The organism is Limosilactobacillus oris DSM 4864 (assembly GCF_001434465.1).
Taxonomy (GTDB): domain Bacteria; phylum Bacillota; class Bacilli; order Lactobacillales; family Lactobacillaceae; genus Limosilactobacillus; species Limosilactobacillus oris.
Genome location: NZ_AZGE01000008.1, coordinates 29,782 through 55,146, shown reverse-complemented (window position 1 = coordinate 55,146; position 25,365 = coordinate 29,782). Strand labels below are relative to the sequence as shown.

At 52.5% G+C, this 25,365-nt stretch carries 25 protein-coding genes and 1 pseudogene; 16 read left to right on the top strand and 10 right to left on the bottom strand.

The window, feature by feature from the left end; all coding sequences use genetic code 11:
• Window positions 1–34: 34 nt before the first annotated feature.
• The 3 genes from preA to FC49_RS04895 all read right to left on the bottom strand — a co-directional run bounded on the left by preA (window position 35) and on the right by FC49_RS04895 (window position 4,168).
• Window positions 35–1,330, bottom strand: coding sequence for an NAD-dependent dihydropyrimidine dehydrogenase subunit PreA (gene preA / locus FC49_RS04905; protein WP_056984422.1), 1,296 nt, complete (start codon window positions 1,328–1,330; stop codon window positions 35–37).
• A complete protein-coding gene (locus FC49_RS04900; RefSeq protein ID WP_056984421.1) occupies window positions 1,323–2,564 on the bottom strand; it encodes an FAD-dependent oxidoreductase in 1,242 nt (413 codons plus the stop codon). Before FC49_RS04900 ends, preA begins: the two co-directional genes overlap by 8 nt.
• Window positions 2,565–2,827: 263 nt before the next feature.
• Window positions 2,828–4,168, bottom strand: coding sequence for an FAD-dependent oxidoreductase (locus tag FC49_RS04895; protein ID WP_040458986.1), 1,341 nt, complete (start codon window positions 4,166–4,168; stop codon window positions 2,828–2,830).
• A gap of 329 nt (window positions 4,169–4,497) precedes the next feature.
• Here FC49_RS04895 and FC49_RS04890 point away from each other — a divergent pair, with 329 nt between their 5' ends.
• Complete coding sequence (locus FC49_RS04890; protein WP_056984420.1) at window positions 4,498–5,391, top strand: DMT family transporter; 894 nt, start codon at window positions 4,498–4,500, stop codon at window positions 5,389–5,391.
• Window positions 5,392–5,688: 297 nt separating this feature from the next.
• Here the strand turns inward: FC49_RS04890 and narI are convergent, their stop codons facing one another.
• From narI to FC49_RS04870, 4 genes are read right to left on the bottom strand one after another with little or no spacing between them, the layout of a single operon-like run.
• Window positions 5,689–6,381 (bottom strand): respiratory nitrate reductase subunit gamma, encoded by a 693-nt coding sequence (gene narI, locus FC49_RS04885; RefSeq protein ID WP_056984419.1) that lies wholly within the window; start codon window positions 6,379–6,381, stop codon window positions 5,689–5,691.
• The gene (gene narJ, locus FC49_RS04880) at window positions 6,374–6,952 is read right to left on the bottom strand and encodes a nitrate reductase molybdenum cofactor assembly chaperone (RefSeq protein ID WP_056984418.1); all 579 of its coding nucleotides are present in this window, start codon (window positions 6,950–6,952) and stop codon (window positions 6,374–6,376) included. Before narJ ends, narI begins: the two co-directional genes overlap by 8 nt.
• Window positions 6,945–8,504 (bottom strand): nitrate reductase subunit beta, encoded by a 1,560-nt coding sequence (gene narH / locus FC49_RS04875; protein ID WP_003711383.1) that lies wholly within the window; start codon window positions 8,502–8,504, stop codon window positions 6,945–6,947. The genes narJ and narH overlap by 8 nt, the downstream gene beginning before the upstream one ends.
• Entirely contained in the window at window positions 8,494–12,159 is a 3,666-nt protein-coding gene (locus FC49_RS04870; RefSeq protein ID WP_056984417.1) for a nitrate reductase subunit alpha, read from the bottom strand. Before FC49_RS04870 ends, narH begins: the two co-directional genes overlap by 11 nt.
• A 148-nt stretch (window positions 12,160–12,307) precedes the next feature.
• On the opposite strand from FC49_RS04870, the gene FC49_RS04865 reads away from it, so the two are divergent.
• The 12 genes from FC49_RS04865 to FC49_RS04810 all read left to right on the top strand — a co-directional run bounded on the left by FC49_RS04865 (window position 12,308) and on the right by FC49_RS04810 (window position 21,036).
• Complete coding sequence (locus FC49_RS04865; RefSeq protein ID WP_056984416.1) at window positions 12,308–13,345, top strand: HesA/MoeB/ThiF family protein; 1,038 nt, start codon at window positions 12,308–12,310, stop codon at window positions 13,343–13,345.
• Window positions 13,342–13,839 (top strand): MogA/MoaB family molybdenum cofactor biosynthesis protein, encoded by a 498-nt coding sequence (locus FC49_RS04860; protein ID WP_003711385.1) that lies wholly within the window; start codon window positions 13,342–13,344, stop codon window positions 13,837–13,839. Before FC49_RS04865 ends, FC49_RS04860 begins: the two co-directional genes overlap by 4 nt.
• On the top strand, window positions 13,829–15,049 hold the full coding sequence (locus tag FC49_RS04855) for a molybdopterin molybdotransferase MoeA (protein ID WP_056984415.1): 1,221 nt from the start codon (window positions 13,829–13,831) through the stop codon (window positions 15,047–15,049). The genes FC49_RS04860 and FC49_RS04855 overlap by 11 nt, the downstream gene beginning before the upstream one ends.
• Window positions 15,028–15,522, top strand: a complete 495-nt coding sequence (gene mobB, locus FC49_RS04850; protein WP_056984414.1) for a molybdopterin-guanine dinucleotide biosynthesis protein B — start codon at window positions 15,028–15,030, stop codon at window positions 15,520–15,522. Before FC49_RS04855 ends, mobB begins: the two co-directional genes overlap by 22 nt.
• Complete coding sequence (locus FC49_RS04845) at window positions 15,519–16,076, top strand: molybdenum cofactor guanylyltransferase (protein ID WP_056984413.1); 558 nt, start codon at window positions 15,519–15,521, stop codon at window positions 16,074–16,076. The genes mobB and FC49_RS04845 overlap by 4 nt, the downstream gene beginning before the upstream one ends.
• On the top strand, window positions 16,073–16,357 hold the full coding sequence (locus FC49_RS04840; protein ID WP_003711331.1) for a hypothetical protein: 285 nt from the start codon (window positions 16,073–16,075) through the stop codon (window positions 16,355–16,357). The genes FC49_RS04845 and FC49_RS04840 overlap by 4 nt, the downstream gene beginning before the upstream one ends.
• Window positions 16,358–16,369: 12 nt before the next feature.
• Window positions 16,370–16,804 carry a GAF domain-containing protein gene (locus tag FC49_RS04835; protein ID WP_056984412.1) on the top strand — a complete coding sequence of 145 codons (435 nt, stop codon included), beginning with the start codon at window positions 16,370–16,372 and terminating at the stop codon, window positions 16,802–16,804.
• A 280-nt stretch (window positions 16,805–17,084) separates the two neighbouring features.
• Entirely contained in the window at window positions 17,085–18,107 is a 1,023-nt protein-coding gene (locus FC49_RS04830; protein ID WP_007124524.1) for a sensor histidine kinase, read from the top strand.
• Window positions 18,108–18,121: 14 nt separating this feature from the next.
• Window positions 18,122–18,775: a response regulator gene (locus FC49_RS04825; protein ID WP_056984411.1), complete on the top strand. Its 654-nt coding sequence runs from the start codon at window positions 18,122–18,124 to the stop codon at window positions 18,773–18,775.
• 98 nt (window positions 18,776–18,873) lie between these two features.
• The gene (locus FC49_RS04820; RefSeq protein WP_003711312.1) at window positions 18,874–19,149 is read left to right on the top strand and encodes a hypothetical protein; all 276 of its coding nucleotides are present in this window, start codon (window positions 18,874–18,876) and stop codon (window positions 19,147–19,149) included.
• Window positions 19,150–19,151: 2 nt separating this feature from the next.
• The gene (locus tag FC49_RS04815; RefSeq protein WP_056984410.1) at window positions 19,152–20,126 is read left to right on the top strand and encodes a hypothetical protein; all 975 of its coding nucleotides are present in this window, start codon (window positions 19,152–19,154) and stop codon (window positions 20,124–20,126) included.
• Between the two features lie 4 nt (window positions 20,127–20,130).
• Window positions 20,131–21,036, top strand: coding sequence for a hypothetical protein (locus FC49_RS04810; protein WP_003711349.1), 906 nt, complete (start codon window positions 20,131–20,133; stop codon window positions 21,034–21,036).
• 90 nt (window positions 21,037–21,126) lie between these two features.
• On the opposite strand, the pseudogene FC49_RS04805 reads toward FC49_RS04810, so the two are convergent.
• The 3 genes and pseudogenes from FC49_RS04805 to FC49_RS04795 form a co-directional block, all read right to left on the bottom strand.
• A pseudogene (locus FC49_RS04805) lies at window positions 21,127–22,318 on the bottom strand (nitrate/nitrite transporter).
• A 45-nt stretch (window positions 22,319–22,363) separates the two neighbouring features.
• Window positions 22,364–22,609 (bottom strand): MoaD/ThiS family protein, encoded by a 246-nt coding sequence (locus tag FC49_RS04800; RefSeq protein ID WP_003711342.1) that lies wholly within the window; start codon window positions 22,607–22,609, stop codon window positions 22,364–22,366.
• Complete coding sequence (locus FC49_RS04795; RefSeq protein ID WP_003711384.1) at window positions 22,609–23,010, bottom strand: molybdenum cofactor biosynthesis protein MoaE; 402 nt, start codon at window positions 23,008–23,010, stop codon at window positions 22,609–22,611. Before FC49_RS04795 ends, FC49_RS04800 begins: the two co-directional genes overlap by 1 nt.
• Before the next feature lie 131 nt (window positions 23,011–23,141).
• On the opposite strand from FC49_RS04795, the gene FC49_RS04790 reads away from it, so the two are divergent.
• The 3 genes from FC49_RS04790 to FC49_RS04780 are packed head-to-tail and all read left to right on the top strand — an operon-like array spanning window position 23,142 to window position 25,364.
• Window positions 23,142–23,582 carry a flavodoxin family protein gene (locus FC49_RS04790; RefSeq protein WP_056984409.1) on the top strand — a complete coding sequence of 147 codons (441 nt, stop codon included), beginning with the start codon at window positions 23,142–23,144 and terminating at the stop codon, window positions 23,580–23,582.
• Window positions 23,575–24,570, top strand: a complete 996-nt coding sequence (locus tag FC49_RS04785) for a FecCD family ABC transporter permease (protein ID WP_003711321.1) — start codon at window positions 23,575–23,577, stop codon at window positions 24,568–24,570. The genes FC49_RS04790 and FC49_RS04785 overlap by 8 nt, the downstream gene beginning before the upstream one ends.
• Window positions 24,567–25,364: an ABC transporter ATP-binding protein gene (locus FC49_RS04780; protein ID WP_003711374.1), complete on the top strand. Its 798-nt coding sequence runs from the start codon at window positions 24,567–24,569 to the stop codon at window positions 25,362–25,364. Before FC49_RS04785 ends, FC49_RS04780 begins: the two co-directional genes overlap by 4 nt.
• Window position 25,365: the final 1 nt, after the last annotated feature.

Below are 25,365 nucleotides of genomic sequence, written 5' to 3'. Positions count from 1 at the left end.
TTCCACGATTTGCGGTGCTTTACTATTTTAAATTCTAATGGTTGTGAGCCGGTGTCTCATCATAATTAGGCAACTGGAAGGAAGAAGCGTCCACGTCTTCTGGATTACCTTCCCGGCCCGGCTTCATCTTTACCAGACCGAGCTTAATTGCCCCGACCGGACAAACGAGGGCACAGAGCTGGCAACCAACACACTTGCTCTGGTCAAAGGTTGGAAGCCGCTTGTCGTCATCCCACCCCATCGCCTGGTGGGCACCATCCTGACAGGAGATGAAGCAGCGACCACAGCCGATACACTTATCCCAGTCAATCTTCGGGTAGACCTTGTAGTCCCGGTCCAGCTGGTTGGTCGGCACGATATTCTTGTTGGCAATTCCGACCAAGTCCTTGAGGTGGTCAACGTGCTGTTCGTCCATGTAGTGCATTAAGCCGTTAGTCAAATCGTCAATGATCCGGTAACCATACTGCATGATGGCGGTGGTTACCTGGAGGGTGGAAGCACCAAGGAGAATAAACTCAGCGGCATCTTCCCAGGTTTCAATGCCCCCAATCCCGGAAACTGGCAGCTGTTCCAGCCCGGCAGCAGACCGAATCTGTTGCAGGAAGCGGAGAGCAATTGGCTTAACCGACTTCCCTGACAGTCCAGAGACGGCGGACTTACCGTTGATATTTGGCAGGGCCACCTTGTTGTCCAGGTCAACGTCGGTGATCGACTTGACGGTGTTAATGGAGGAAATTCCGTCCGCACCACCGGCCAGGCAGGCCTTGACCACTGGAATCATCGTGGTAATGTTCGGCGTCATCTTGGCTAAGACGGGCAGGTCGGTCCCCCGCTTGACCGCCGCACAGTTGCTCTTGCATAATTCAGGGTTGGTCCCAACATCAGACCCCATCGTGTGGGAGGTCATCTGTGGGCAGGAGAAGTTCAGTTCAATCATATCGGCCCCAGCTGCGGTAACCAGCTTTGCCAGGTCCGTCCAGTCCTGTGGCGTTTCACCCATGATGGAAGCAATCAGAACCTTGTTTGGGTACTCCTTCTTTAAGCGCCGCATCGCGTCCAGGTCTTGCGCCAGCGGGTGCTCGGCCAGCTGTTCCATGTTCTTGAAGGCGATAAAGGGCGTATCTTCCTTAGTGAGCTGGGCAAAACGCGGCGAAACTTCATCGACAACGAAGTGGTCAGGAGAAAGGGTCTTGTAGACGATCCCGCCCCAGCCAGCGTCATAGGCGTTCTTACACATTTCGTAGCAGTTGCCAACTGGTGAAGATGACAAGCAGAACGGGTTTTCAAAGTGGACCCCTAAAAAGTCAATTGACAAGTCTTTCTTAATCATTGTCTTGTCCCCCTAACACACGATCGATTTCTTCGGCAACTTCTTTCCCCTTTTGTACGGCAACAACCACGGTCTTATCACCGTCAACAATATCCCCCGTAGCGAAGACCTTAGGATCCTTCGTGTGGAACCGGGCTTCCCGGAATGGAATTTCATTGTGCTGAATGTCAATGTCCAGGCCGTCTGCGTCTACCTTTTGGCCGACCGCCAGGATAATCTTGTCGGCGGTAATGGTCATCTCACTGTCAATCTCACGGTGCTTGAAGGTCACTTTGTTTTCCCGGACCGCGGTCGGCACGTAGCCGTCCACGATTGTCACGCCTTCTTGTTGGGCGCCGGCCAACTCCTTCTTAGAAGCCTTGAACTCCTTAAATTCCTCGTAAACCATGTCGGTGACGTGGTCGACACCCAGCTTCTTGAGGGTCGTCACAACGTCCATCGCTACGTCACCACCACCGATGACCAGTACGTTATCTGGCAAATCGTCCAGGTGGCCCTGGCTTTCCTTGGCGCGGGCCAGGAAGGAAATTGCAGACTCCGTACAGATATTATGTTCAAACATCGGAATCGTCTTGGCGGCGCTAGCACCGATCGCCACGATCACCGCGTTGTAGTGCGTCTTGAGGTAGTCCATCGAAACGTCCTTGCCGACAGTCATGTTGTATTTGATATTGGCACCGAGGTCAACAATCCGTTGAACTTCATAGTCTACGATCGCTTCCGGCAGCCGGTATTCAGGAATCCCGTAAGTCAGATAGCCGCCCGCCTTAGCGTTCTTTTCGTAAATATCGACCGCGTAGCCCTTTTGCCGCAGGGTCGTGGCTGCCTGTAAACCAGCTGGACCGCTCCCAATGATGGCAACATTCATCCCGTTATCCTTGCCGGCATGAAGAATCTGCATCTTTTCCTTGCGTTCCATGTCGGTAACGTAGCGTTGAATCCCGCCAATGTCAATCGGGTGGTCAATTTTGGCACGGGTACAAGCTTTTTCACAGTAGCGTTCCGTTGGGCAGACCCGGGCACAGATTGCACCGAGGGCGTTGTTTTCCCGAATCGTTTCCGCAGCCCCCTTGACGTTGCGGAAACGGACACTGCGGATAAACTTGGCCGGGTTGGTGTGTGCCGGACAGGCCTGGGAGCACGGTGCATCCTCACATAATAGGCACCGGGCCGCTTCCTGCATGACGGTGGTCATCGTGTAGCCTTTCGCTTCCGTTTCGTATTTTGAAGTCATTGCGATTGCCTCCTCTGGGTCGTAGCTTCAGCATTGAGAAGTATTGAACAAGCATTATACTTTTATGTTAGCGGTGTCATATATCAATTACAATAGCATAATATAAATTCATTTTTATCAGTAAATGACCCCAGTCGGCATATAATTTAAGAATACAAGAATATTCAATATTGGAATAACAAGAACACCCTAGGATTCCTCCTAGGGTGTCCTTGTCATTCTTAACTTATGCCGTAACGCTGCCAAGCACCGGCTTTTTCTTACTACTTGACCGCCTTGGCAACAGCTTGCTGGCCCAGTAAGTTGATGAAGTTGAATGGCCGGTCGAAGTTCGGTTGGAACAACATATCAACCATCGCCATGAAGTCAATCGTGTTATGGTTTTGAATCATCACGGAAACCGCGTTCGCGTACATGGAAATGTCCAACTTGCTCATAAATTGGGCACCCAAAATCTGGTTGTTGCTCCGGTCCCAGACCACCGTCCCGATCACCGTGGCGTTGGTCGGCATAAATTCCGGCCGGTAGTGATCCTCAAAGGTCACAGCATCGGCATCAAAGCCCGCGGCCTTGGCACTTTCCAGGGTCATCCCAGTCGAGGACATCGCGTTGTCGTACAGCTGCAGGCCCGAGGTCGACTGGGTTCCCATGTAAGTCATGGTATTGCCGTAGAGGTTGGTACCGGCAATGATTCCCTGCCGGACCGCATTGGTCGCCAACGGAACGTAAGCTTCCTGGTTCGTCGGGTTGTAGTGAACCGCGACCGAATCACCTGCACCATAGACGTCCGGGTCCGAAGTCTGCATATAAGCGTTGGTCTTGATTGAGCCGTCCGCGTTGAATTCAAGCTGGTCCTTGAAGAGGCTGGTATTCGGGCGGAAGCCAATGCAGAGGATGGCAATGTCGGCGTCGTAGCTCCCCCGATCGGTCTTAACCACGACTCCCTGGTCCGCTGGTTCAAACCCGGCAACCAGTTCGCCAAGGGCCAGCGTCACCTGGTGGTCTTCAAAGTCCTTGGTGACAATGTCGGTGTACTTGGCATCGTAGTACTTGCTGAGCAGGCGGTCGTTGCCGTCGATCAGGGTTACCTGCTTGCCCTGTTTGCTGTACGCTTCAACCAGTTCAACCCCGATGTAGCCGCCGCCAATCACGACCACCTTTTGTGCATTTTGTGCGACCTCAAAGAGCTTTTGGGCGTGGTTGTAGTTTTTGCAGAGGTAAACATTCGGATCGTCAATTCCTGGCAGGTTCGGAATTACCGGCCAGGAACCGGTCGTTACCATCAGCTTGTCATAGTGGTCCTCAGTTTCTTCACCGCTGACCAGGTCTTTAACTTGCAGGGTCTTCTTTTGCAGGTCCACCGCGGTAACTTCATGCTGCATGTGAACGGCTGCACCAAGCTGGGACAGGGCTTCCGGGCTTGAGTAGAACATATCATCAATGTTTTTAGCAACCCCGCCCAAGTAGGTTGCAATGCCGCACGAGAGAAAGGAAACGTTGTCGTTCTTCTCGTAGATGGTCACCTCGGCATCCGGGTGCTGGCTGAGTACTTGACTGGCAGTAATGGTTCCCGCATGGGTACAACCAATAATTACGATCTTCATAGTCATCCTCCTATATCGTTCGATAAGTGTTTACTTCTAACACACCGTAATTATAGCAACCTATTACCCGTTGTCCAGAAGAATTTGTGAATTGGGTAACTACTACTGCATATTTATCGATTGATAAACACCGGTATCTATGCGTGCAGCCCCCTTTTTATAAATTTGACGTTATTACTAATTTATAGTAAGTGTTGAGCCACCCAGTTACTTAAACAGCAGTTACGTAGAAACGGTGCTGGCATTTATAGGTCTTTCCCCGATTGCTTTCCCCCCGCTAATCGCCAATAATAGGGGGGGTATTAAATCAATCGATAGGAGTGACTCCATTGAAGCAAGCAGCCATTAATAAGGGCCAGCTATGGGGCGTCGAGTTAAACCTCATCTCACTACTCTTTAGCAGCATCAGCCCGGTCCTGAATAAATTTTCATTAACCAGCCTTAGTCCGGTCATCGGGGGGATCTTTACCAGTTGTTTTGCAGCGGGCTTTGTTCTCATCGTCGTCTTGCTGAGCCATCGGCAGGTTTCGCTAACCACACTTAAAAATCCGTGGCTGTGGCTGCTCGGGGGTACCAACGCCGTCGGAATTATCCTCCAATACATAGCGCTCTCCCTCCTCAGCCCGATTACAGTCACCTTAATCGCCCGGATGTACCTTGTCTACGTCTTTGTCCTTTCCTACCTCTTCTTAAAGGAACGCATCGAGGGCTGGGACTACCTGGCGATTATTCTTTGTATTCTCGGTTCATTCTTGATTTCCGGCGGCCGAATCCAACTGAGCGATAATGGCTGGGGAATTATCTGCGCTTTCATTTACCCGCTGATGTATGCCGCCAACAACATCACTGCCAAGCACCTGGTCAAGGACGCCCAGCCCAGCAACGTCTTGTTTTATAACCACCTGACGTCTGCACTGCTGCTGGTGGGCTACGCACTGGCCTGCGGAACTTCTTTTAAGAATATCTCCGGCCAGGCCGTCGCCTTTAACTTTGCCGGAGCCTTCTTTAACGGTTTCATGTCCCTCTTACTCTTCTACACTAGCCTGCGCTTTATTTCCGCGGGTAAGGCTAACATTGTCCGGGCATTTGGGCCGGTCATTGTAATCATCTACTCGGCTTTCTTCTTCCCAGTTCAAATCACACCATCTCTGATTAGTGGGGCCCTGCTGGTGATCGGCGCCAGCACCATCGTCACTTTTACCAAGACCCGTGAACGGGCATAGGTATAAAAGAGCGTAGGACAACTAACCTGTAGGAAGGATGGCTACGCCGTGTATCAATCCTATTTGACTTGTGAGCAAGCTACTGCGCCGTTGTATTACTAGCTTTAAAATAGCAAGGAGCTGGAACATCAATTCTTTTACTCAGTTAAAACACGAATAGCGCGATACACAAATGAGGCCTAAAGCTCGGCAAAACCGAACTCTAGGCCTCTATTTGTACTCTCTAAAGACTAGCCGCGCGTCGAAAAACGAAGTCGGTAACGACTTCTGTTTCGCTTCCTTTTTATTGCCAAAAAATTAATAAGAAGTGTTAACCCGCCGCCGGTAAACAATGTAACGGCGGAAAATATACTGCCATGGCAGGGTCAGCGCGTGAACCAACCGGGTGTACGGGAAGTAACCGAAGATGGCAAAGCCACACAGGATGTGGACCTTGTAAATCAACGGGACGTTGGCCATCAACTGCCATTGCGGGTGAAGCGTAAAGAGACTCCGCACCCACGGACCAATCGTCAGCCGGTAATTATAGTCGATAAAGCCACCAGTAATCGTACAAGACAGACCCAGCGCGATCGTAATCAATAGCGCCCAGTCAATGATAATGTCATTAAGGTCACTGGTCTTAAAAACCCGCATCACCGTCATCCGCCGGTAGGTCAGAATGGCAATCCCGATAAAAGCCAGCAGTCCGGCTGGGATCCCCATCATTAGTGAACCGTAGAGGTGGTACATATGCTCAGTAATACCAAAGAAAGCCGTCCAGCTCTGCGGTACCAGCATCCCCAGGCAGTGGCCAAAGAAGGCCAGAATAATTCCAACGTGGAAGGTAATACTGCCGATCATCAACTTCTTCTTTTCGAAAATTTCACTCGACTTTGCCGTAATCGAACAGTGGAAATACTTAAAACGGACAAAGTTACCAATGATAAAGGATGCCAACATAACATACGGGTACACAACCCATAAAAAGATTGACCAACCATTATGCATCTGTTCTCACCTCTGCTTTCACGCAGGAACCAATAATGTTCCGCGTCACTTGAATTAATTTAATATACGGATTATCACTGTCAGCTGCCGCGTTGGCGAGGAGGTTGTAAGTACCGTCCTCAATCACACTTAACGCTAGCTGCAGATCTACCCGGCGCGGATCGTCCAGGTAGTCGCCGCAGGCCAAAAAGTCTAATAGCAATGGCAAGTAGTCGGACAGCTCACTAGTTGCCTCCGCCACCCCAAACATCTCGTAGAGCATTTTGAGTTTGGCCAAGACCGTTCCCCGTTCGCGAGAATCGGTCATCTTATAATACGACATATACAAGGTGTAGCGCCGGTTCATTTCGAATAGTTGAGCATAGTTAGTCTGTTGCTCCAAATAAGTGGGCGCGGCCAACTGATCAAACAACCCGAGTAATTGCTTCCGGGTTGCTTGCGCCAGCGCCCGGTCTGCTGCCAGCTGCTGGCGGGTCGTTGCTGAAAAGGTATCCGTTGTCGGGTAGTCAACCAGCCGTGACAAGATAGCAAATGTCGGCCGTAATTGCGCTAGTCGCTTAAAATCAATCACGCCAAATCCCCCCGTAGAAGCTGTCGGCATAGATCTCATTAGTAGACTTGCCAGCTTCGGCCTTCTGGAACATACTCCGGTGCTGCGGTGCTAAGGCACAGCCTTCACATTCGTTGTAACCCAAGCCGCCCTGCTCACTCTGAGCGTTTTCCAACTCAGCCTTTTGGCTCCGCGGAATCACAAAACGGTCCTCGTAACGCGCAATCGCGAGCAGACGGTAAAGGGACGTTGCCCGGGCCGCGGTCAAACCAACCCGGGTCAGCTTACTAGTGTCAAAGTCCTTACCGCTGGTCTTGGCCCGCATGTACAACCGCATCATGGCTAACTTATACAAGGCACTCTTGACCACCGGCACGTTACCGCCAGTCAGGAGGTTTGCCAGGTACTGAACTGGAATCCGCATCTGGTCGATTCCAGGGAAGATCATGTCTGGGTCCTTGATCGAGTTGCGTCCTTCAAAGTAGGACATCACTGGTGATAGCGGTGGAATGTACCAAACCATTGGCATCGTCCGGTACTCTGGGTGCAACGGAAAGGCAATCTTTTCCTTCACCGCTAGCTTGTAAATCGGCGACTTCTGGGCTGCCGCAATCATTTCCTCTGAAATTCCGTCCTTAAGTGCCTGCTTGACCACCTCTGGGTCGTTCGGGTCCAGGAATAAGCCCAGCTGGGCTTCATAAAGTTTGCTTTCGTCCGGGGTTGACGCAGCTTGTTCAACCCGGTCGGCATCATACAGCATGGCACCGATGTAACGAATCCGGCCAACACAGGTTTCAGCACAGACGGTCGGCTGCCCCTCTTCAATCCGCGGGTAACAGAACGTGCACTTCTCCGCCTTATGGGTCTTCCAGTTAAAGTAGACCTTCTTGTATGGACAGCCGGTCATGCAGAATCGCCAGCCCCGGCACCGTTCTTGGTCTACCAAGACGATTCCATCTTCATCCCGCTTGTACATCGCGCCAGACGGACAAGAAGCCACACAGGGGGCGTTAAGACAGTGTTCACATAGCCGGGGCAGGTACATCATGAAGGCCTGTTCAAAGTTCTTCTTGATATCGCCCTCGATCTTTTGCATGTTCGGGTCCTGCTGAACATACTCTGTCGAACCGGCGAGGTCGTCGTCCCAGTTTGGGCCCGTCGTTAGTTCCATGTTTTCACCCGTAATTTGGGACTTTGGCCGCGCCACGGGCTGGTGCTTGCGTTCAGGGCCAAAAAGGGTCTTATAATCGTAAGTCCATGGTTCGTAGTAGTTGTCCATCTCGGGCATGTCATTGTTATAAAAGATCTTTCCCAGGGCGATCTTGTTGAGCTTGTTTCCAGCCCGCAATTGGAGCTTCCCTTTGGCATTGAGCGTCCAGCCCCCGTGGTACTGGTCTTCATCTTCCCAGCGCTTCGGGAAGCCGACCCCCGGCTTAGTTTCAACATTATTAAACCACATATACTCAGCCCCGGGCCGGTTCGTCCAGGTATTCTTACAAGTTACCGAGCAGGTATGGCAGCCGATACACTTATCAAGGTTCAGTACCATCCCAATTTGTGCTTTAATCTTCACTCCAGTTCACCTTCTTTAACTTTCGTACGTTGACGTAGAGGTCCCGCTGGTTTCCAGTCGGACCATAGTAGTTCCAAGCATAACTCAGCTGGCCGTAGCCGCCAACCATGTGCGTTGGTTTTACGTGAATCTGCGTTGGCGCGTTGTGCGAACCACCACGGTTACCAGTAATTGTAGAGAGTGGTTCGTAGATTTCATTATCCTGGGCATGGTACATGTACATCGAGCCCTTCGGCATCCGGTGAGAAACAACGGCCCGGGCAGTCACGACCCCGTTTCGGTTATAGACTTCCAACCAGTCGTTATCCTTCACCTTCAGCTGGTCGGCATCTTCTGGGCTGATCCATACGGTCGGGCCACCCCGGAAGAGCGTCAGCATCTCAAGATTGTCATAGTACATCGTGTGGATATTCCACTTCCCGTGCGGGGTCATGTACTTTAAGGTAATTTCATCCTTGACTGGCTTAACGTCGGTATCCTCAGGTGCCAATACAATCGGTGGCAGTGATGGCTTGTAGGTTGCTAGACCTTCGCCGAATTCACGGAAGACCTCGTGGTCAACGTAGAACTGTTCCCGGCCGGTCAAAGTCCGGGTTGGCACCTTCCGCTCCGTCATCAGGGAGAATGGCGTATACCGGTCGCCACCGTGCTTAGCCGAGGTCCCAATCGGAGTCGGGTAAGCTTCCTGCGGCTGGGCCGTAATCTTCTTAAACGACATCACGTCATCCGCGTGGCCCCGGCCAATATCGGTCAGGTGCTCACCAGTCTGGGCTTCTTTCTTTGCCCAGGCCCGGTCCGCCAGCTTACCATTGGAAGCCGTCGACAGCCGTAAGATCGCGTCGCAAACCTTCTCGTCTTCGTCCAGCAGCGGACAGCCGGCACCGATACCTTCTGCCGCCACCCCGTTGAGGTCCTTCAAGTAGTCGTACTGGTCCTGAACTTCGTAGCCGTAGTTATTAACGACATTTGGTCCCAGGGTAATAAACTTCTCATAAACCTTGCTGTAATCACGCGGGATCAGCGTTAATGACGGCATCGTCTTGCCAGGGATTGGTTCAACCTCCCCCTTCTTCCAGTCCCTGATTTTGCCAAGGGGCTGGGCGATCTCTCCTGGAGTATCATGACCGAGCGGAGCACTCTTCAAATCATAGTGCACTCCCGGCAGGTACTTTGCGGCCATCTCAGAGAAGGTCTTGGCCAGCAGCTTAAACTGCTGCCAGTCGGACTTGGACTCCCACATCGGACTGATGGCATCGTTGAATGGGTGAATAAACGGGTGCATATCCGTCGATGAGAGGTCCTTCTTCTCGTACCAGGTTGCCGCTGGCAAGACCACGTCAGAGTACATCGGGGTCGATACCATCCGAAAATCCATATCGACAACCAAGTCGAGCTTCCCGGTAGCGGCCTGGTCATGCCAAACCATTTCAGTTGGCTTGCGGCGTGAGTTTGGCTTCGCCAGTAGACCGTTTTCCGCACCCAGCAGGTGCTTCATAAAGTATTCAGCTCCCTTACCGGATGAGGCAAAGAGGTTGGACCGCCACAAGAAGAAGGCTTTAGGCTGGTTCTCGTTGGCATCTGGGTCCTCAGCTGCGAAATGCAAGCTTCCCTTCTTCAATTCTTCTACCAACTTCGGCGTAATTTTCGCCAGGTCAGTGGTCCCGTAATCCTTGGCAAAGGACAGCGGGTTCCGGTTAAATTGCGGGTAAGATGGCAGCCAGCCGAGCCGGATTGCCAACTGGTTGTAATCGGCATTATGGAGATAAGTATGCTTGCTCTTCCATACCGGGGACTTTTGGGCCTGGTTATCAATTTCCTCGTACCGCCATTGGTCAGTGGCAAAGTAGTACCAGGTTGTTCCCTGCATCTGCCGGGCACCGCCCTTTTCCCAGTCGTTGGCAAAGGTGATGTTAGCCCAGCCCTCTTGCGGCCGCAGTTTTTCCTGACCAACATAGTGGGCCCAGCCGCCACCGGTCTTACCAACACAGCCGCAGAGCATCAGCATGTTGATAATCGTCCGGTAGTTCATGTCAGCGTTAAACCAGTGGTTGACCCCGCCACCCATGATGACCATGCTGGCGCCATCATGGTCGGCAGCGTTTTGGGCAAATTCACGGGCAATCTGGATTACCTGGTCAGCCTTGACTCCGGAGCGTTTTTCTTGCCAGGCAGGGGTAAAGAAGCTGGTGGCGTCATGAGCATCCTTGGCAGCCAATTCATCATCGCCGGTCCGGTTAATCCCCATTTGGGCCATCATCAAATCATAAACGGTCGTAACGTCGTGTTCACTGCCGTCCGCATAGGTTAGTTTGCGCACCGGAATGTGCCGGATAACCACGGCATTACCCTCGTTACTAAAGGCGGGGAAGTCAATTACCGCCTGGGTAGTCGTAGCATCCTGGTCGTTAACGGACAGGGCCGGGTCAATTTCGTTTCCCTCCTGATCCTTCAATTCCAGGTTCCACTTTTCCTTAGCGTCATATTCCTGCCCCATGGTCCCGTTAGGCACAACAATCTTTTGCTGACGGGTATCGTAAACCACCGTCTTCCATTCGGGGTTCACCACCGTATCGTCATGTACCAGGTCGCTGATCCGGACAAAGCGGCCCGCGGTGAAGTGGTTGCTATTGGCGGCACTCGGCCCTAATTCAACCAGGAACGGCAGGTCAGTAAATTGCTTGGAATACTTGATGAAGTGGTCCACCGGGTGCTTTTGGTAAAACTCGTCTAAGATCACATAGGTCATCGCCTGGGCAACGGCCGAGTCGCTTCCCGGATGCGGGGCGAGCCAGTCATCAGCGAACTTAACGTTTTCCGCGTAGTCTGGGCTAACGGCAACTACCTTAGCCCCCTTATACCGGGCTTCCGTCATAAAATGCGCATCCGGTGTCCGGGTTAGCGGGACGTTGGACCCCCACATAATGATGTAGGAGCTGTTGTACCACTCTGCTGACTCCGGTACGTCCGTCTGCTCACCCCAAACCTGCGGTGAAGCCGGTGGCAGGTCGGCATACCAGTCATAGAAGCTCATCTGCTCCCCACCAAGGAGGGCAATAAAGCGGGCTCCGGCACTAAAGCTCATCATCGACATTGCTGGAATTGGCGTGAAGCCGCCGATCCGGTCGGGTCCGTACTTCTTAATCGTGTACAGGCAGGCAGCGGAAATCAGTTCTAAGGCCTCGTTTCGGTGAACCCGAATTAGGCCGCCGTGACCACGAACCGACTTGTATTCCTTAGCTTTCGCTGGGTCTTCAACGATGCTGGCCCAGGCAGCCAAGGGGTTATCGTGTTCCTTTTTGGCCGCCGTCCATAATTTCCACAGTCGTCCCCGGATATACGGGTACTTAATCCGCACCGGGCTGTACTCATACCAGGAGAAACTAGCACCCCGCGGGCATCCCCGTGGTTCATACCCCGGCATATTGGCGCCACACTCCGGATAATCAGTTGCCTGGTGCTCCCAGGTGATAATTCCTTGTTTAACGTAGACGTTCCAGGAACATGACCCCGTACAGTTAACCCCGTGGGTTGTCCGCACGACCTTATCATGTGCCCAGCGTTGCCGATAAAGCTTTTCCCAACGTCGGTTATTTTCCTCGAGTTGCGTAAAGGTTCCATTAAATTTCTCAACCTTATTAAAGAACCGCGACTTCATCGTTGTCTTACCTCCCTTACTAAATTGGGCCCTTCCACTTAGACTTTGAAAGTAAGCCTTTTCCCTAATGTAAAGACTATCATCAATCCTGCTATACTACGACTAGGGAATTACCTATATTTTTACTTAAATGAGGTGTTAATTAGACATGAACCGTTATGACCGTCAAGAACGGGTCCGCCAGATCGGTCCCGCCGGCCAAGCGAAGATCAGCCAGGCCACCATCCTCATCATGGGCCTGGGCGCACTGGGAAGCTATGCCGCCAGCCAGTTGGTCCGGGCAGGGGTCAAACGGCTGATCCTCGTCGATCCCGATGTCGTCACGGTCAGCAACTTGCAGCGGCAGGCGCTGTACACAACCTTCGACGCCGCCAAGAAGCGTTTCAAGGTCCTAGCAGCCAAAGAGCACCTGCAAACAATTAACCCTACGGTGGCGGTCACAGCAATCCCGGCGCCGCTCACCACCGACGTCATCCAAAAACAGTCCTTTGACCTCTGTCTCGACTGCCTCGACAATTACACCGCCCGTGACCTGCTAAACCGGTTGGCAATCGCCCAGCACTTTGATTACCTCTTTGCTAGCTGTGCTGGGACCTACGGCAACGTTATGGCCGTGTCGCCGCATAAACACCCGTGCCTTAACTGTCTCTTTCCCAACCTCGACCAGCTAAAGCAAGCCGATTGTGACGTCATCGGGGTCAACACGGCCCTCATCCCGGTGATCGCTGGGCTCCAGGTTTCACTCGCCCTCCACTATCTGGTGGACCGGGCAAGTATCGACTTCAGCCGTCTCTACACCATCGATAACTGGGCACTGACCTGGAACCGGTTTAAGATCAAAAAGCGGTCGGACTGCCCTACCTGCCATACCCCAACTGACCAGCTCTTCACCAAGCTCGAACAAGAGCAGCCGGAGTTGAAAATGCTCTGCGGAGAGGGCGCTTTTTACACGACCTTAACTGCCCCGGTCGACCTGGTCAGCTGGCAGGAGTGGTTGAAGCAGCGCTCTCTGCTGGTCGGTACCAGCCCGCTGTTCATCCATTTTCAGTGGCAGGACCATCCCGTCAGCCTCTTTAGGACGGGCCGGCTCATCATGTACCAACTCGCTACGCCAGAGGCCGCTAACCACTTATTAACCAGCATCAAACAAGTTGCGAACGAAGTCAGCAAGGGAGGTCAACCATGACAACCGCCGCTATTTTAACCATCAGTGACAGTCGCCAACTAGCCACCGACCGATCGGGAGACCTAATCGCCGACCGCCTAACCAGCCATCAATTCACCATTCTAAAGCGCATTCTGGTCAAAGATGACCTGGTCGATATCCAGGCCGCCTTTCTCCAACTTGAGCAAGCCGGGCCGGACATTATTATTACCAACGGGGGAACCGGAGTCGCCCAGCGGGACACCACAATTCCTGCGATCCGCCCCCTCCTGGTCAAGGTCATCCCCGGCTTTGGCGAATATTTCCGCCAGATTTCGCTGGCGGAAATCGGCACGCGGGCACTCGCCTCCCAAGCACTTGCTGGTTTTAACTACCGTAACCAGCTTACTTACTGCCTGCCAGGGTCGACGAATGCGTGCCAAACGGCGCTCGACCGCCTTATCATCCCCGAATATCAGCACCTTTTATTTGAAAGCAGCAACCAACGAAAGGAAGTTCACCACCATGCTCACTAGAAGAACACCAATTTCAGTTGCCCAGGCCCAGGCCAAAGTTGCCGCGGTCCCGCTAACGGCCGCAACTGAGGTCATCCCGACCGCCCGGGCCAACCACCGGGTCCTCGCCACCGCTGTCCTTGCTCCTTACGATTACCCCCACTTTCGCCGGGCCGGTATGGATGGGTACGCAATCTTAGCCAACGATGACCATAACTTCCCGAAGGAATTTACGGTCCGGGGCGAAATTCAAGCCGGCGCTACTTGGACGGCCCCTCTCCGGCCAGGTGACGCCGTCCGGATTATGACCGGCGCCTTTGTTCCTGACGATGCCGGCAAGGTTATCCGGATTGAAAAAACTCGCCCGGTTACGGGTCAGGAAAACAAGGTCCGAATTTTGACTAGTGAAAGCAAAACCAACATTACGGAAAAGGGGACTGACGTCAAGAAGGGCAACGTCATCCTAGATAAGGACCAGGAGCTTAATCCCGGTGGTCTTGCAGTTCTGACCGCATTCGGCATCGATCAGGTTACCGTCTACCAACGGCCCCGGATTGCCATCATCGCTACCGGGACTGAACTATTGGCGGCCGGTGCCCCGATCACACCCGGCAAGATTTACAACAGTAATGGTCTAATGCTTCAACGGCTGATTGAAGAAAACGGGGGGATCGTCGACTTTACAGTCCAGCTCCCTGATGACAAAAATCGCATTAAGCAGGTCCTCAACGAGCAAATTGCCAGTCATGACATCGTCATCACCGACGGCGGTGTTTCAGTTGGCGACTTTGACTACCTTGGCGATACTGCCCGCAACGCTGACCAGCTACTCTTTAACAAGATTAAACAGCGTCCTGGCAGCGTCACCACTGCCTTTATCCAGGATCACACCTTTGTAATGGCCCTCTCCGGGAACCCGGGCGCCTGCTTTACCGGTTTCTACTTATATGTGGAGCCTTTAATCCGCCGCTACCAGCATCAACTGAGCCGGGTTAAGAAGGTCCGGGCCACCTTGGCAGCACCTTATAATAAAACGAACGGTTTTGACCGCTACCTCCGGTGTACCTACCAGGAAAATAACGGTCACTACCGGGTCTATCCTAATGGGATTAACCGGTCCGGCTCGCTAGCTAATCTGCAAACAACCACCTGCCTGGCCTTAATTCCCCATAGCACCACCCCGATGGAAGTTGGAACGGAGACAGACGCATGGCTATTACCTTTCAAATAGTTGGTCACAAGAATAGTGGTAAAACCTTAGTTACTACTAAACTGATCAGCGCCCTCACCGCCCAGGGTTGGCGGGTAGCGGCAATCAAACATGATGCCCATACGGGAGCCATGGACGTTCCCGGAACAGACAGTGACCTAATGAGCAGGGCCGGGGCTCATCAGGTGGTCCTAGAGTCTAGCCAAGGGCTCTTTTATCACCAGCAAGCGCCAGTTCCCCCGCTCTCGTTCTTAGTCAACCGGCTTCGCCAGAAGAATGATCTTGTAGTCATCGAGGGCCATAAAGCCGCCAACTACTCAAAACTGGTAATGTTGGCGCCTGACGAAACGTTAAAAACGGTCCCCCAGGCTGGAGTCGTCGCAACAGCTAGCCTGACCCCCAATCCCGCTGCCGAATTGGTTGGTCTCGAGCAAACCGTCAACTGGTGTCTTGACTATCTAATTCGCCGTCAAGAGGAGGGGCCGCAACCATGATTGGAATCGTCCTTGCCGGCGGTCAGTCGCTCCGCTTTGGTCGTGACAAGGCTACCTGTCAGCTACCGGGACAAAAGTACAGTAACGTCCTGCTCGCGGTCAATAAGCTAAGCGCTTGTGAACAGATTATTGTTTGCGCTAACCGAGCCAACCAGGGTAAAATTAAGAGCCAACTGGGCAGCGGCATCACCATCGTTTGTGACCTCGCTGAGTATGCCAACCACGGTCCGCTGGCTGCCATTGCGACCGCCACCAGTTTAAGGACCGGCGATGTCGACTACCAAATGCTACCGGTTGACTACCCTAATCTCACCCCAGCGACGGTCAACCGAATTGCTGCCCAGCCGAACACCGTTGCAGCGACCGTAGGCCACGCCCACTACACCATCGCCCATTTCAGATGCAGTCACCGGCAAGTCGTTAACTGGCTGGCACACGGTGACTGGCGGCTGCGGCACTTCATCATTGATTGCTGCCACTGCCAACCGTTATTATTCCCTGACAGCCACGAATTTATTAATCTCAACTATGACCAAGGAGAGCATATTCCATGAAGAGTAAAGAGCAAATTACCGAGCCGGATTTTCAGAAACTAGTCGCCCTCGTCCTAAACGACCTTGCCCTGCGACGAACCATGCTGGAAAATCGGGAGCAAGAAGTTAACCAGCAGCTTAGCTCACTCGAACGGGACGCTGAACTGGAACAACTGGATGATCAAATTCAGCAGCTCCAACGCGACTACGACCACTACCGGCAGTTTCAAGATCCCGCTTTCAAGTTCAATAGTCAAAGGTACTTTCAAGGACCATCAATGGGGTTGCCCCAGCAACCGTGAGGAGGTTTCACTATGGTTACAGAAGAACCAAGTACGATTTATGACTATCAAAAACTAGTTAATCGTGTTTACCACCACAGCGACTTTGAATTTGTTGGAATTGCTCTCCAGGCGGAATTGTATCCCTACCCAATCAAATGGTGTTTTGTCGCAGTTAACCGCAATGAACGCTTTCGTAAGATAACGCTCCGTCGCGGCTTTGGAATTGCCGGGCTGGTTTTACGAACAGGGAAGCCATTTTATAGCAACGACCTGCCTAAATATACCCTTTCCAGTGCTATGTACACCCCGATCGCTGGGGCCGAAGCACTTACTGCTGCCGCTGCAATTCCCCTTTCATCTAGCACGATGGGGGTTGTGACGGGGGTCCTGCTTGCCGGCTACCGTGACGGCAAGCGACAGGTTAGCCAGGAATCTGTAAAACAACTGCAGGGCTTTATTCATTAGTTAATGTTAAAACGGAGCTGTCAGGCTAACTTAGAACAATCACTGGCACGGACCAGTGGATTGTCCGTAAGCAAATTATTTTGCTCCGTAGCACTAGCCCCTAGACCTCTGAGACGGGGCACACGATATTGTTAAAACATTCAGAACTAAAAGGAGGGCCTGCGGCAAAATATGGCTTTGTCACGGGCCCTCAACGCTTTCCTCTGACTGGCGGATCAATTGCGCTTTCACTACTATTATTATAAGATAAAACTTGAATGTTTAGGGGGAGGAGATTTTCATGCTCGAAAGCATTAACTGGATTCGAGACTATTTTGACCAGTCCCCGGATGCCGTGATGATTTTTCAAAACGACGGACTGGTTTTGAGCAACCGCTTGGCCCAGCACCTGACTAATCAAATTGGGCTTAGTCCTGACTACATTCTCCAAATTGCTAAAAATGCTTGGCAGCAGCACGGCCATAATGACTGCGCGAATTGCCAGATAAAAAGCCGGATGGACTTTGTGGCGGTCCCAATCTCGTCCCGGAACCCTCAAGGACAAAAAATCCATTTTTCACTCGTGTATAAACCACTCGAAAGCAAGAAGGGCGTCTTCGCCCTGATCTTAGAAAATCGCGAACAGCAGCAGCGGCTGACGAAAATTGAAGAGCAACGCCAGCTAAACCAGTATGTAAACCGAGCTCACGAACGGGAACGGCAACGGATTTCCCAGGACCTCCACGATAGCATCGCTCAGGGGGTCTACTCCGCCATTATGGGGGTCCGGCGCTTACACCATGAAGATCTATCCACCCTCCAACGTGCCCAAATCAGCCAGGCAGTCGAAATCCAATTGCAGGAAACCCTGGCAGCGATTAAGGGGATGGCCCTTGACATCCGGCCCTCGGTTCTCGACAGTTTCGGCTTGATTCCGGCTGTTAAGGCCCTCGCCAAACGGTTGCAGGAAAATTCTGGAGTTACGATTAACGTAATTGGCAACGCCAGTACCGACCAGCTGACGACTGACGTCGAGAACGTTCTTTACCGGATCTGCCAGGAAGCCATTAACAATGCTCTGCGGCACGCATCGCCAAACGAAATTAATGTGATTATCACGGACCACCCCCGCTTCATCCAGCTCGAGGTTCTTGACGACGGGCGGGGCTTTGACCCCCAGCAGCACGGCTTTAATGGACATTCCCTCGGCCTGATGAACATGAATGAACGGGTCGAGGCCCTTAACGGCGCCTTCAGTATTCATTCCAAGCCTAATGCTGGAACAACCATCACGGTGAAATTTCCTTACCAGCAAACAAATTAATTGGAGCGATAATTATGTATAAAGTATTAGTGGCGGATGACCATGCCATCGTCCGTTCGGGGATTTCTTACCTGGTCAACCAGCAACCCGGTTTTACGGTGGTCGACGGTACGGCTAGCGGTACTGACACCTACCTGCGAATCGAACAGGGCGGGATCGATATATTAATCATGGACCTCAGTATGCCTCCTGGCGAAAGCGGCCTAATCACGACCAAGCGGATTCATGATAAATTTCCCAAGGTTAAGATCATCATCCTGTCCATGCACGAGGAACAGGAGTACATCAACCGGGCCATGTCCAACGGTGCTATGTCATACATTTTGAAGAGCTCATCTGATGGTGAGATTCTCACCGCCCTCAAACACGTTGTCAACGGGGAAAACTATCTCGATGCTAACATTCTTATCAGCAAGTCCGACCTCAAACAGATCAACGCCAGTGGTGCCGACGTAAACTTAAAGGGATATAGCGTCCTCTCCAAGCGGGAAAAAGAAGTCTTCCCACTGGTGGCCCTCGGTTATTCCAACAGAGAGATTTCCGAAAAGCTCTTTATCTCCACGAAGACCGTTGAGGCCCATAAGGCCAACATCTCCCGCAAGCTCCACCTCCATAGCCGGGTTGAGCTGGTTCGGTATGCTATTCACCACCACCTAATTGATTTTTAAGGATTCGGGGATTCCAAATTAGCGGAATCCCCGATTTTATTTTGCTCAGCTCTTTTCTATAATAAAGGAGAAGACTATTTACTCGGAGGGGATTAATCATGGCAAGCAACCTTAGTCAAGACGATGAACTACGGGGAATCCTCAGTGACGTTGCCCGGGGGCGGTTCTCGACCCGGCGGCAAATCAACCCCCAGTCAAACCTCTTTCAAACGACGGCCTATGCGGTCCAAGAAGGCTTAATCATGGGGGCCAAGCTTGATACCTCATTTTCCACCAGCCTGGCAGGCATGGACCTGACTAGTGCCCGACTGACCAGTGCTGGCAAAGCAAAACTCGCTGCTCTGATGCAAACAACAAGTACAAAGGATCATTAATCATGAATGCTGAAGACAAACTCAATCGCGAATACAATAACCAGGCCATCTATACGTCAGGCTTTTACGCGGACCCAGAAGACGACCTTGCCAACCGCAAGAAGCTCTTTGACGCCCTCAAGTCACTAACCGCTAACCAGACTGATACCAGTCCGTTTTCCCTGCAAATCATGGCGACCAACAGTGAAATCAACATCATGCCGCTGGGCTTGCTGGATCTCAACGAACTGAAGGAATATGAACGGGACCAGCGGAGCAAGCATGGGCTTAACCACGCTGATGATAGTCTCCCACTAGTCGTTCAGTACGCGCCCCATACCGAGGATGGCCAGGTCGAAAAGCAGCTGGTGGGTACCGTCCAGGAGTTATTTGGTAATTTTAACCAGCAAATCGAACTAGTTTGGCAAACGGTGCACGGGTTTTTGCAAAAGAACTTCCAAACCCTGACTACCGTTTGCGCTGACCTCATCGCCGATAGCAAGGACGTCAATCGGCAGTATCAAGCTACTTTTGGCAAAATGGCCGCCAGCGAGCGGGAAGAGCAGCTGGGTTTCACTCTGGACGATAGTGAACTCGACCAGTTCTGTCAGTATATGGCCGATATGCACGAAGTCCAAGCCATTGTTTTATCCGCTGGGGCCTTTGCTAACCACGAACTGCTCGGTGACAACTCCTTTACGGAGATGATGAGTGACAATGTCCGCCGCAGCACCGTCTTTTGGGTTCTTGATAATACCTTTTACGAAATTTTCTACTACTTTTTACTCCGCTACCAGGCGCGGCACGAAAAACTCGCCAAGTACCTCAGCCACCAACGGCAAACGCTAATCGTTAATATGCGCAATGATGCCTTTCAGCGGGCCCAGCGGCTCACCGAAACATCACAGCTCAAGGTCGACTTTAATAAGTACCTGACCGACATCTTTATTCCGGTCGCCGAACAGTTAACTGCCGAAATTAACAAGTTTAAGGACTGATTTGATGATTGATGAACGTCTCACCGGCGGACTAGCTGTCATCGTCAGCCAACTACCGCCGTTAATTCAGCGCCTCCTGGACCCTAACAGCGACCAGGCAGCGCGACACACCCGCTATCAGCTGTTTGCGGCTCTTAGTCAATTCACAGCTGAAGACTTGACGGTCGACCAGGTTACGGCTGCTCAGCTTCCAGAACTGTTGTCGCTGGGGGCCAGCACCTGTCCGCCAGCTTTTTTACCCAACCAGCTTACCGTGGGGACAGTAGCCCAACAAAAAGCCGGGGCCTTTGCTGCCAGTTACTTAATGGGACAATTTGTTAACCGCCTCGGCAAGGTCGGCAATCCACCCCAGGTAGTCGAAGAGCTAACTGTTGACGGTGGCGATTTTATGATTGCCCAGTTGCAGCGGCTGCAATTCAACTACAACCAGCACTTCCAAGTTGCTGATTACCTGCTAGACGTCAAGTCTCGAGCAGGTTTGCTCGCAGCAATCACTGCTAAACAAGCGGCAGTACTCGCGAATCTGGGGCCCGACTTGGTCAGCCTGGCCGGGCAGATTGGTCAAACCATTGGTAGCGCGGGAACGATGGTGAACGAACTTGCCACCCTATTTAAGCAGCCTACAACATTGACCACCGCGATCCTGACCGGGCAGTATCCCTTACCCCTTCTCTTTGCTATTGAGGACCACCCTGCCTGGTTCAAGAGCTTCTTCGGTCAGGACCATCGGCCAACTCCGGCGGCCTTTGATCAAGCCTACCAATTTACCATGACGGCCCGGCCAAAGGCAGCAGAGATCATCACGGAAATGCTCAGCCAGGCCCGGCTCGACATTAAGGTCCTGCCCGCCGGCAATGGCCGCAAACAGCTATTGACCCTAGTTAACCAACTGGCGAAGGCGGTGCAGTAATAAATTTGGCGGTTTAATCCGCGCGGGTCAGTATGCCCCATTCAAAAAGAGACTGGTTGAATTTCTTCTTCCAGTCTCTTTTAATAATACTTATTTAACGATGTGCACATCGCCATGAATGTAGTGCTTCCACAGGGCGAACCAGCAGATGACCCCCGTCAAGACGAGCAGGCCAATCCCCAGTTCGTAGCTGCCCGTCCACTGGTAGATGTAACCAATTACCAGCGGCGGGAAAAAGCCACCCAGGCCACCCATAGCACCAACGAAACCAGTGACAGCACCGGTATTACCCTTGGAGATGTATGGAACCATCTTGAAAACAACCCCGTTACCAATTCCGGCGGACAGACCGATCAGGACGATTCCGGCGATGAAGAGGCCTTGACTGTGGAAGCTCAACATAATCCACAGTCCAAAAACAATGATTGCAATAAAGGTCCACTGTAAAAGGCTCATTGGCCGCTTCTTATCTGCTAAGTAGCCACCCACTGGCCACCAGTGTGCAGACAAAGGCAAAGAGGGCGGAATAAAGGCCCGCCGTGACCGGGTTAAACTTAAACATTCCCGTCAGGAAAGTAGGCGTCAAATTAGTAAAGGACACAAAGAGACCAAAGGTCAGGAAGTAGAAGAGGGACAGGTACCAGGTCCCGCTATCCTTCGCTACGGATAGCGCCCCCGCAATTGTCTTGCTCTTGTCAACCGGCATTTCCTTACAAAAGATGGCAAACAGGAGTCCAAAAATGATCGTCAGGATAATCAAAAAGTAGTATACAGCATCAAAACCAGCCGTCTTAGAAATGTATGGCAGGGTCATCGCCGCGACGGCATTCCCCATGTTCCCCATCGAAACGATTCCCAGCGCCAGTCCCTGCTGCTCAGCGGGGAACCATACAGAGGCATAGGAAACCCCTACGGCAAAGGAGGTCCCGGACATCCCGACCAGCAGGGCCGCAAACAGGAGCATCCCAAAGGAATGAACGTGGGGAATCATCAGTAGTGGAATGAGAATGAAGGCCATCAAAATCAGGTAAACCTTCTTCCCACCATAGCGGTCAGATAAAATCCCCACTGGGATCCGCATAATCGAACCCAGCAAGACCGGCGTCGCTAACAGAAGTGTCCGCTCAGCCACGGACAAATGAAACATCTGAGCCACTTGTGACGCCAACGGGGCAAAGTTTGACCAGGACATGAAACAAACAATCATTGCCAAGGTTGAAAGAATAAGTGCTGTATACGCATTGGCACGGCTGCCATGAGCAACATTTTTAACATTAGACATATAATCAGTCCTCCTCCAAAAGTAAACTTGCAAAACGGTTAGTGGTTAGCCGCCACTAACCGGCGGAATAATTGCAACTTCATCTGTGGGCGTCAACGTTACCGTCGCCGCATCCACAAATTCCTGGTTAACCGCCAGTCGCGAGTTATTCAGGGTCGGCCCAAGCGTCGGGTCCTGCTTGGCCACTTGATCAAAGAGGTCAGCCACCTTCACTGGTGAAGACACCCTGACCGTCACGGTCGGTCCTAACCGATCCTGGAGAAATGCGAATAATTTAACCGTTATTTCCATCAGTTTCCCCACCTTACCTTATCAGTATCGTACTCCTTTTTCCAAATTGGTACCGTCTGCTTTAAAGTATCAATCACGTACTGGCACCATTTAAACGCCTCCGCGCGGTGTGGGGCGGCCACCCCGACAAAGACGGCGATGTCAGTCAGTGCTAACTGACCAGTCCGGTGGACAACCACGACCCGGCCCCCCTGCGCTTCAATCGGCTGGGCAATCTTTTCTAATTGCCGTTCCGCCATCCCATGGTAGGCAGTGTAGTCAATTCGCTTTGTTTCAATACTGCCCGTCCATTGGCGAATCGTACCAACGAACATATCAATGCCGCCAAACTGGGGATCGACCAGTTTTTGGTACAAGGGCGCGACCTCAATCGGCGCATCGCTGATCCGTAAATAGTACAAACTCAATCACCCGCTTTCAACACTCCCATTATGCCAAAAAAACGGGCAACTTAGAATCGGTTAATTCCCTAATAATCGTCCCGGATTCCCGGTGCTATACTACAATAAGTAACGAAAGGATGAAGACGAATATGCGGGAATTAATATTATACTCAACCCTGTTTGGACATAACCTTGAACTCAGCCAACTAATTGCTGAGCACTGCCCGCAAATGACCCGATGCGGACTAGCTGAAACCAGTGCTGCCGCCTTGGCTAACTGCAACCGTCTGGTTCTCTGTCCGTGCACGTATGGCGACGGTTACTTAACACCGCTGGAAGAACAGTTTTTCCACCAGGTCCAGGGAATGCCCCTCCCGCACTTATCCTACTTGGTGGTCGGAGCCGGTGATCTGGATTATGGTCACGCCGCTTTTGCCCGAGCCGTCTTAATTTTTGACCGGGCCCTGCATGACCAGGGGGCCCGGCGGCTGGGAGCACCCATCAGAGTTGACTATGAAGAAACTGCCAGTGGAGCTCGGCAGGCGGTCGCCCAACTCAAGCGAGCAAGGAAGGAGCCCGAGCATGGCTAAGCGTTCACCACGGTTAATTTTACTCAGCACCATAATCCTGGTCCCCCTCCTAGCGGTAATTGCCCTCGGGTGTGGGCGGATCAGCCTTAGCCCGGTTGAAATCTGGACCGGTTTGACCCAACCGTCCCGCAACCCGGCGATTACCAATATTCTCTACACGATCCGGCTGCCCCGAATCTTCGGCGCTTTGCTAATCGGGGCCGGCCTAGCAGCGGCTGGGAGTGCCTTTCAAAGTGTCTTTCAAAATCCGCTCGTCTCCCCAGATATCCTCGGGGTCTCTTACGGGGCGGCAGTCGGTGCAGCAATCGCCATCCTGGCCGGCGGTGGGATCTGGCCGACTCAACTAGGGGCTTTTGCCGGCGGCATTATCGCCGTCGTCATCACCCTGTTTGTCGCCCGGATCCTGGGGCAGCGGGGAATGCTGATCCTGGTGCTTTCTGGAATCGTCATCTCCGGCTTCATGCAGGCCATCCTCGGGCTGTTAAAATACATTGCCGACCCCGACTCTCAGTTGCAAAGCATCGTCTACTGGCAGCTCGGCAGCCTTGCCAAGGTTGACCTGCCCAGCATTGCGGCCACTCTGCCAGCGCTACTGATTGGGGGTATTACCTTGGGCTTGCTCCGCTGGCACCTGACCGTCCTCTCGCTCGGCGACCACCTGGCAACCAGCACAGGACTCAACGTCCGGCTGGAGCGCCTGCTAGTCATCGTCGCGGGTACCCTGCTCACGGCGGCGACCGTCTGCCTTAGCGGGAACATCGGCTGGGTCGGCCTGGTTATCCCCCATATGGCCCGGCGGCTCGTTGGCACTGATGAACGGTATGCCCTGCCCCTCTCTGCACTAGTGGGAGCCCTCTTCTTACTCCTTATCGATACCCTAGCCCGAACCATCTCTGCTGGGGAAATTCCCCTTAGCATCCTCACCGGTTTTGTCGGCGCTCCCCTGTTTATTTACCTCCTCGTCAGAAAGAAGGCCCAGTATCCATGAACCTGCTCAGTGTTAACCAACTTAGTTTTGCCTATCCGGGCCAAGTCCCCATCTTTAAGCGTGTTTCGTTTAACATTCGGGCCGGCGAAATTTTAACCCTGCTCGGCCCGAATGGAGTGGGAAAATCAACCCTATTGCGTTGCCTGCTCGGCTTAGTCCCCCCTGCTAGCGGGAATATCACCCTCGCTTCAACACCCCTCGACCGGTTAAGCCGCCAGGAGATCGCCCACCACCTGGCCTATGTTCCTCAGGATTACCATGCCGCATCCACACTGTCCGTTCAGGACTACCTCTTAACTGCGCGGGCCGCCTACCTCAGGCCCTTTCAAACCCCTGGTCCCACGGAGATAGCCCTCGTCCAGCACTATCTCCAGCGTTTCCGGCTGGCTGACCTGGCCACGATCCCTTTTGTCAGCTTATCTGGTGGGCAACAACAACTGATTGCCATCATTCACGGACTTGTGCAGCAACCTCGGGTTCTGGTTCTAGACGAACCAATGGCGGCCCTCGACCTTGGCCGGCAGGCGGAGCTGATTACCCTCTTCAAAAAAATAGCGGCCAAGGGGATGGCAATTATCCTTACCACCCACCTCCCAGATCACGCCTTTATGCTTGGCGGGCAAGTCGGCCTCTTCACGAATGACCAGCAGGTTGTCGTCGGCAGTCAGGATGCCCTGCTGACCCAGGAAAAATTAACAGCTGTTTATCAGACGCCACTTAGCGTTGTCTACCTGCCAAAACTGGGCCGGTATTCTTGCCAGCTGGCCTTATCAACAAACAAAAGCACGGATTAGG

What these genes read in the sequence shown, in the direction of transcription:
- FC49_RS04830 (WP_007124524.1), top strand. Translation starts at nt 17,085, where the DNA reads ATGCTCGAAAGCATTAACTGGATTCGAGACTATTTTGACCAGTCCCCG.
- narI (WP_056984419.1), bottom strand. Translation starts at nt 6,381, where the DNA reads ATGCATAATGGTTGGTCAATCTTTTTATGGGTTGTGTACCCGTATGTT.
- mobB (WP_056984414.1), top strand. Translation starts at nt 15,028, where the DNA reads ATGGCTATTACCTTTCAAATAGTTGGTCACAAGAATAGTGGTAAAACC.
- FC49_RS04820 (WP_003711312.1), top strand. Translation starts at nt 18,874, where the DNA reads ATGGCAAGCAACCTTAGTCAAGACGATGAACTACGGGGAATCCTCAGT.
- FC49_RS04780 (WP_003711374.1), top strand. Translation starts at nt 24,567, where the DNA reads ATGAACCTGCTCAGTGTTAACCAACTTAGTTTTGCCTATCCGGGCCAA.
- FC49_RS04865 (WP_056984416.1), top strand. Translation starts at nt 12,308, where the DNA reads ATGAACCGTTATGACCGTCAAGAACGGGTCCGCCAGATCGGTCCCGCC.
- FC49_RS04800 (WP_003711342.1), bottom strand. Translation starts at nt 22,609, where the DNA reads ATGGAAATAACGGTTAAATTATTCGCATTTCTCCAGGATCGGTTAGGA.
- FC49_RS04895 (WP_040458986.1), bottom strand. Translation starts at nt 4,168, where the DNA reads ATGAAGATCGTAATTATTGGTTGTACCCATGCGGGAACCATTACTGCC.
- FC49_RS04790 (WP_056984409.1), top strand. Translation starts at nt 23,142, where the DNA reads ATGCGGGAATTAATATTATACTCAACCCTGTTTGGACATAACCTTGAA.
- FC49_RS04785 (WP_003711321.1), top strand. Translation starts at nt 23,575, where the DNA reads ATGGCTAAGCGTTCACCACGGTTAATTTTACTCAGCACCATAATCCTG.
- FC49_RS04900 (WP_056984421.1), bottom strand. Translation starts at nt 2,564, where the DNA reads ATGACTTCAAAATACGAAACGGAAGCGAAAGGCTACACGATGACCACC.
- FC49_RS04810 (WP_003711349.1), top strand. Translation starts at nt 20,131, where the DNA reads ATGATTGATGAACGTCTCACCGGCGGACTAGCTGTCATCGTCAGCCAA.
- preA (WP_056984422.1), bottom strand. Translation starts at nt 1,330, where the DNA reads ATGATTAAGAAAGACTTGTCAATTGACTTTTTAGGGGTCCACTTTGAA.
- FC49_RS04860 (WP_003711385.1), top strand. Translation starts at nt 13,342, where the DNA reads ATGACAACCGCCGCTATTTTAACCATCAGTGACAGTCGCCAACTAGCC.
- FC49_RS04855 (WP_056984415.1), top strand. Translation starts at nt 13,829, where the DNA reads ATGCTCACTAGAAGAACACCAATTTCAGTTGCCCAGGCCCAGGCCAAA.
- FC49_RS04835 (WP_056984412.1), top strand. Translation starts at nt 16,370, where the DNA reads ATGGTTACAGAAGAACCAAGTACGATTTATGACTATCAAAAACTAGTT.
- FC49_RS04825 (WP_056984411.1), top strand. Translation starts at nt 18,122, where the DNA reads ATGTATAAAGTATTAGTGGCGGATGACCATGCCATCGTCCGTTCGGGG.
- FC49_RS04845 (WP_056984413.1), top strand. Translation starts at nt 15,519, where the DNA reads ATGATTGGAATCGTCCTTGCCGGCGGTCAGTCGCTCCGCTTTGGTCGT.
- FC49_RS04840 (WP_003711331.1), top strand. Translation starts at nt 16,073, where the DNA reads ATGAAGAGTAAAGAGCAAATTACCGAGCCGGATTTTCAGAAACTAGTC.
- FC49_RS04815 (WP_056984410.1), top strand. Translation starts at nt 19,152, where the DNA reads ATGAATGCTGAAGACAAACTCAATCGCGAATACAATAACCAGGCCATC.
- FC49_RS04870 (WP_056984417.1), bottom strand. Translation starts at nt 12,159, where the DNA reads ATGAAGTCGCGGTTCTTTAATAAGGTTGAGAAATTTAATGGAACCTTT.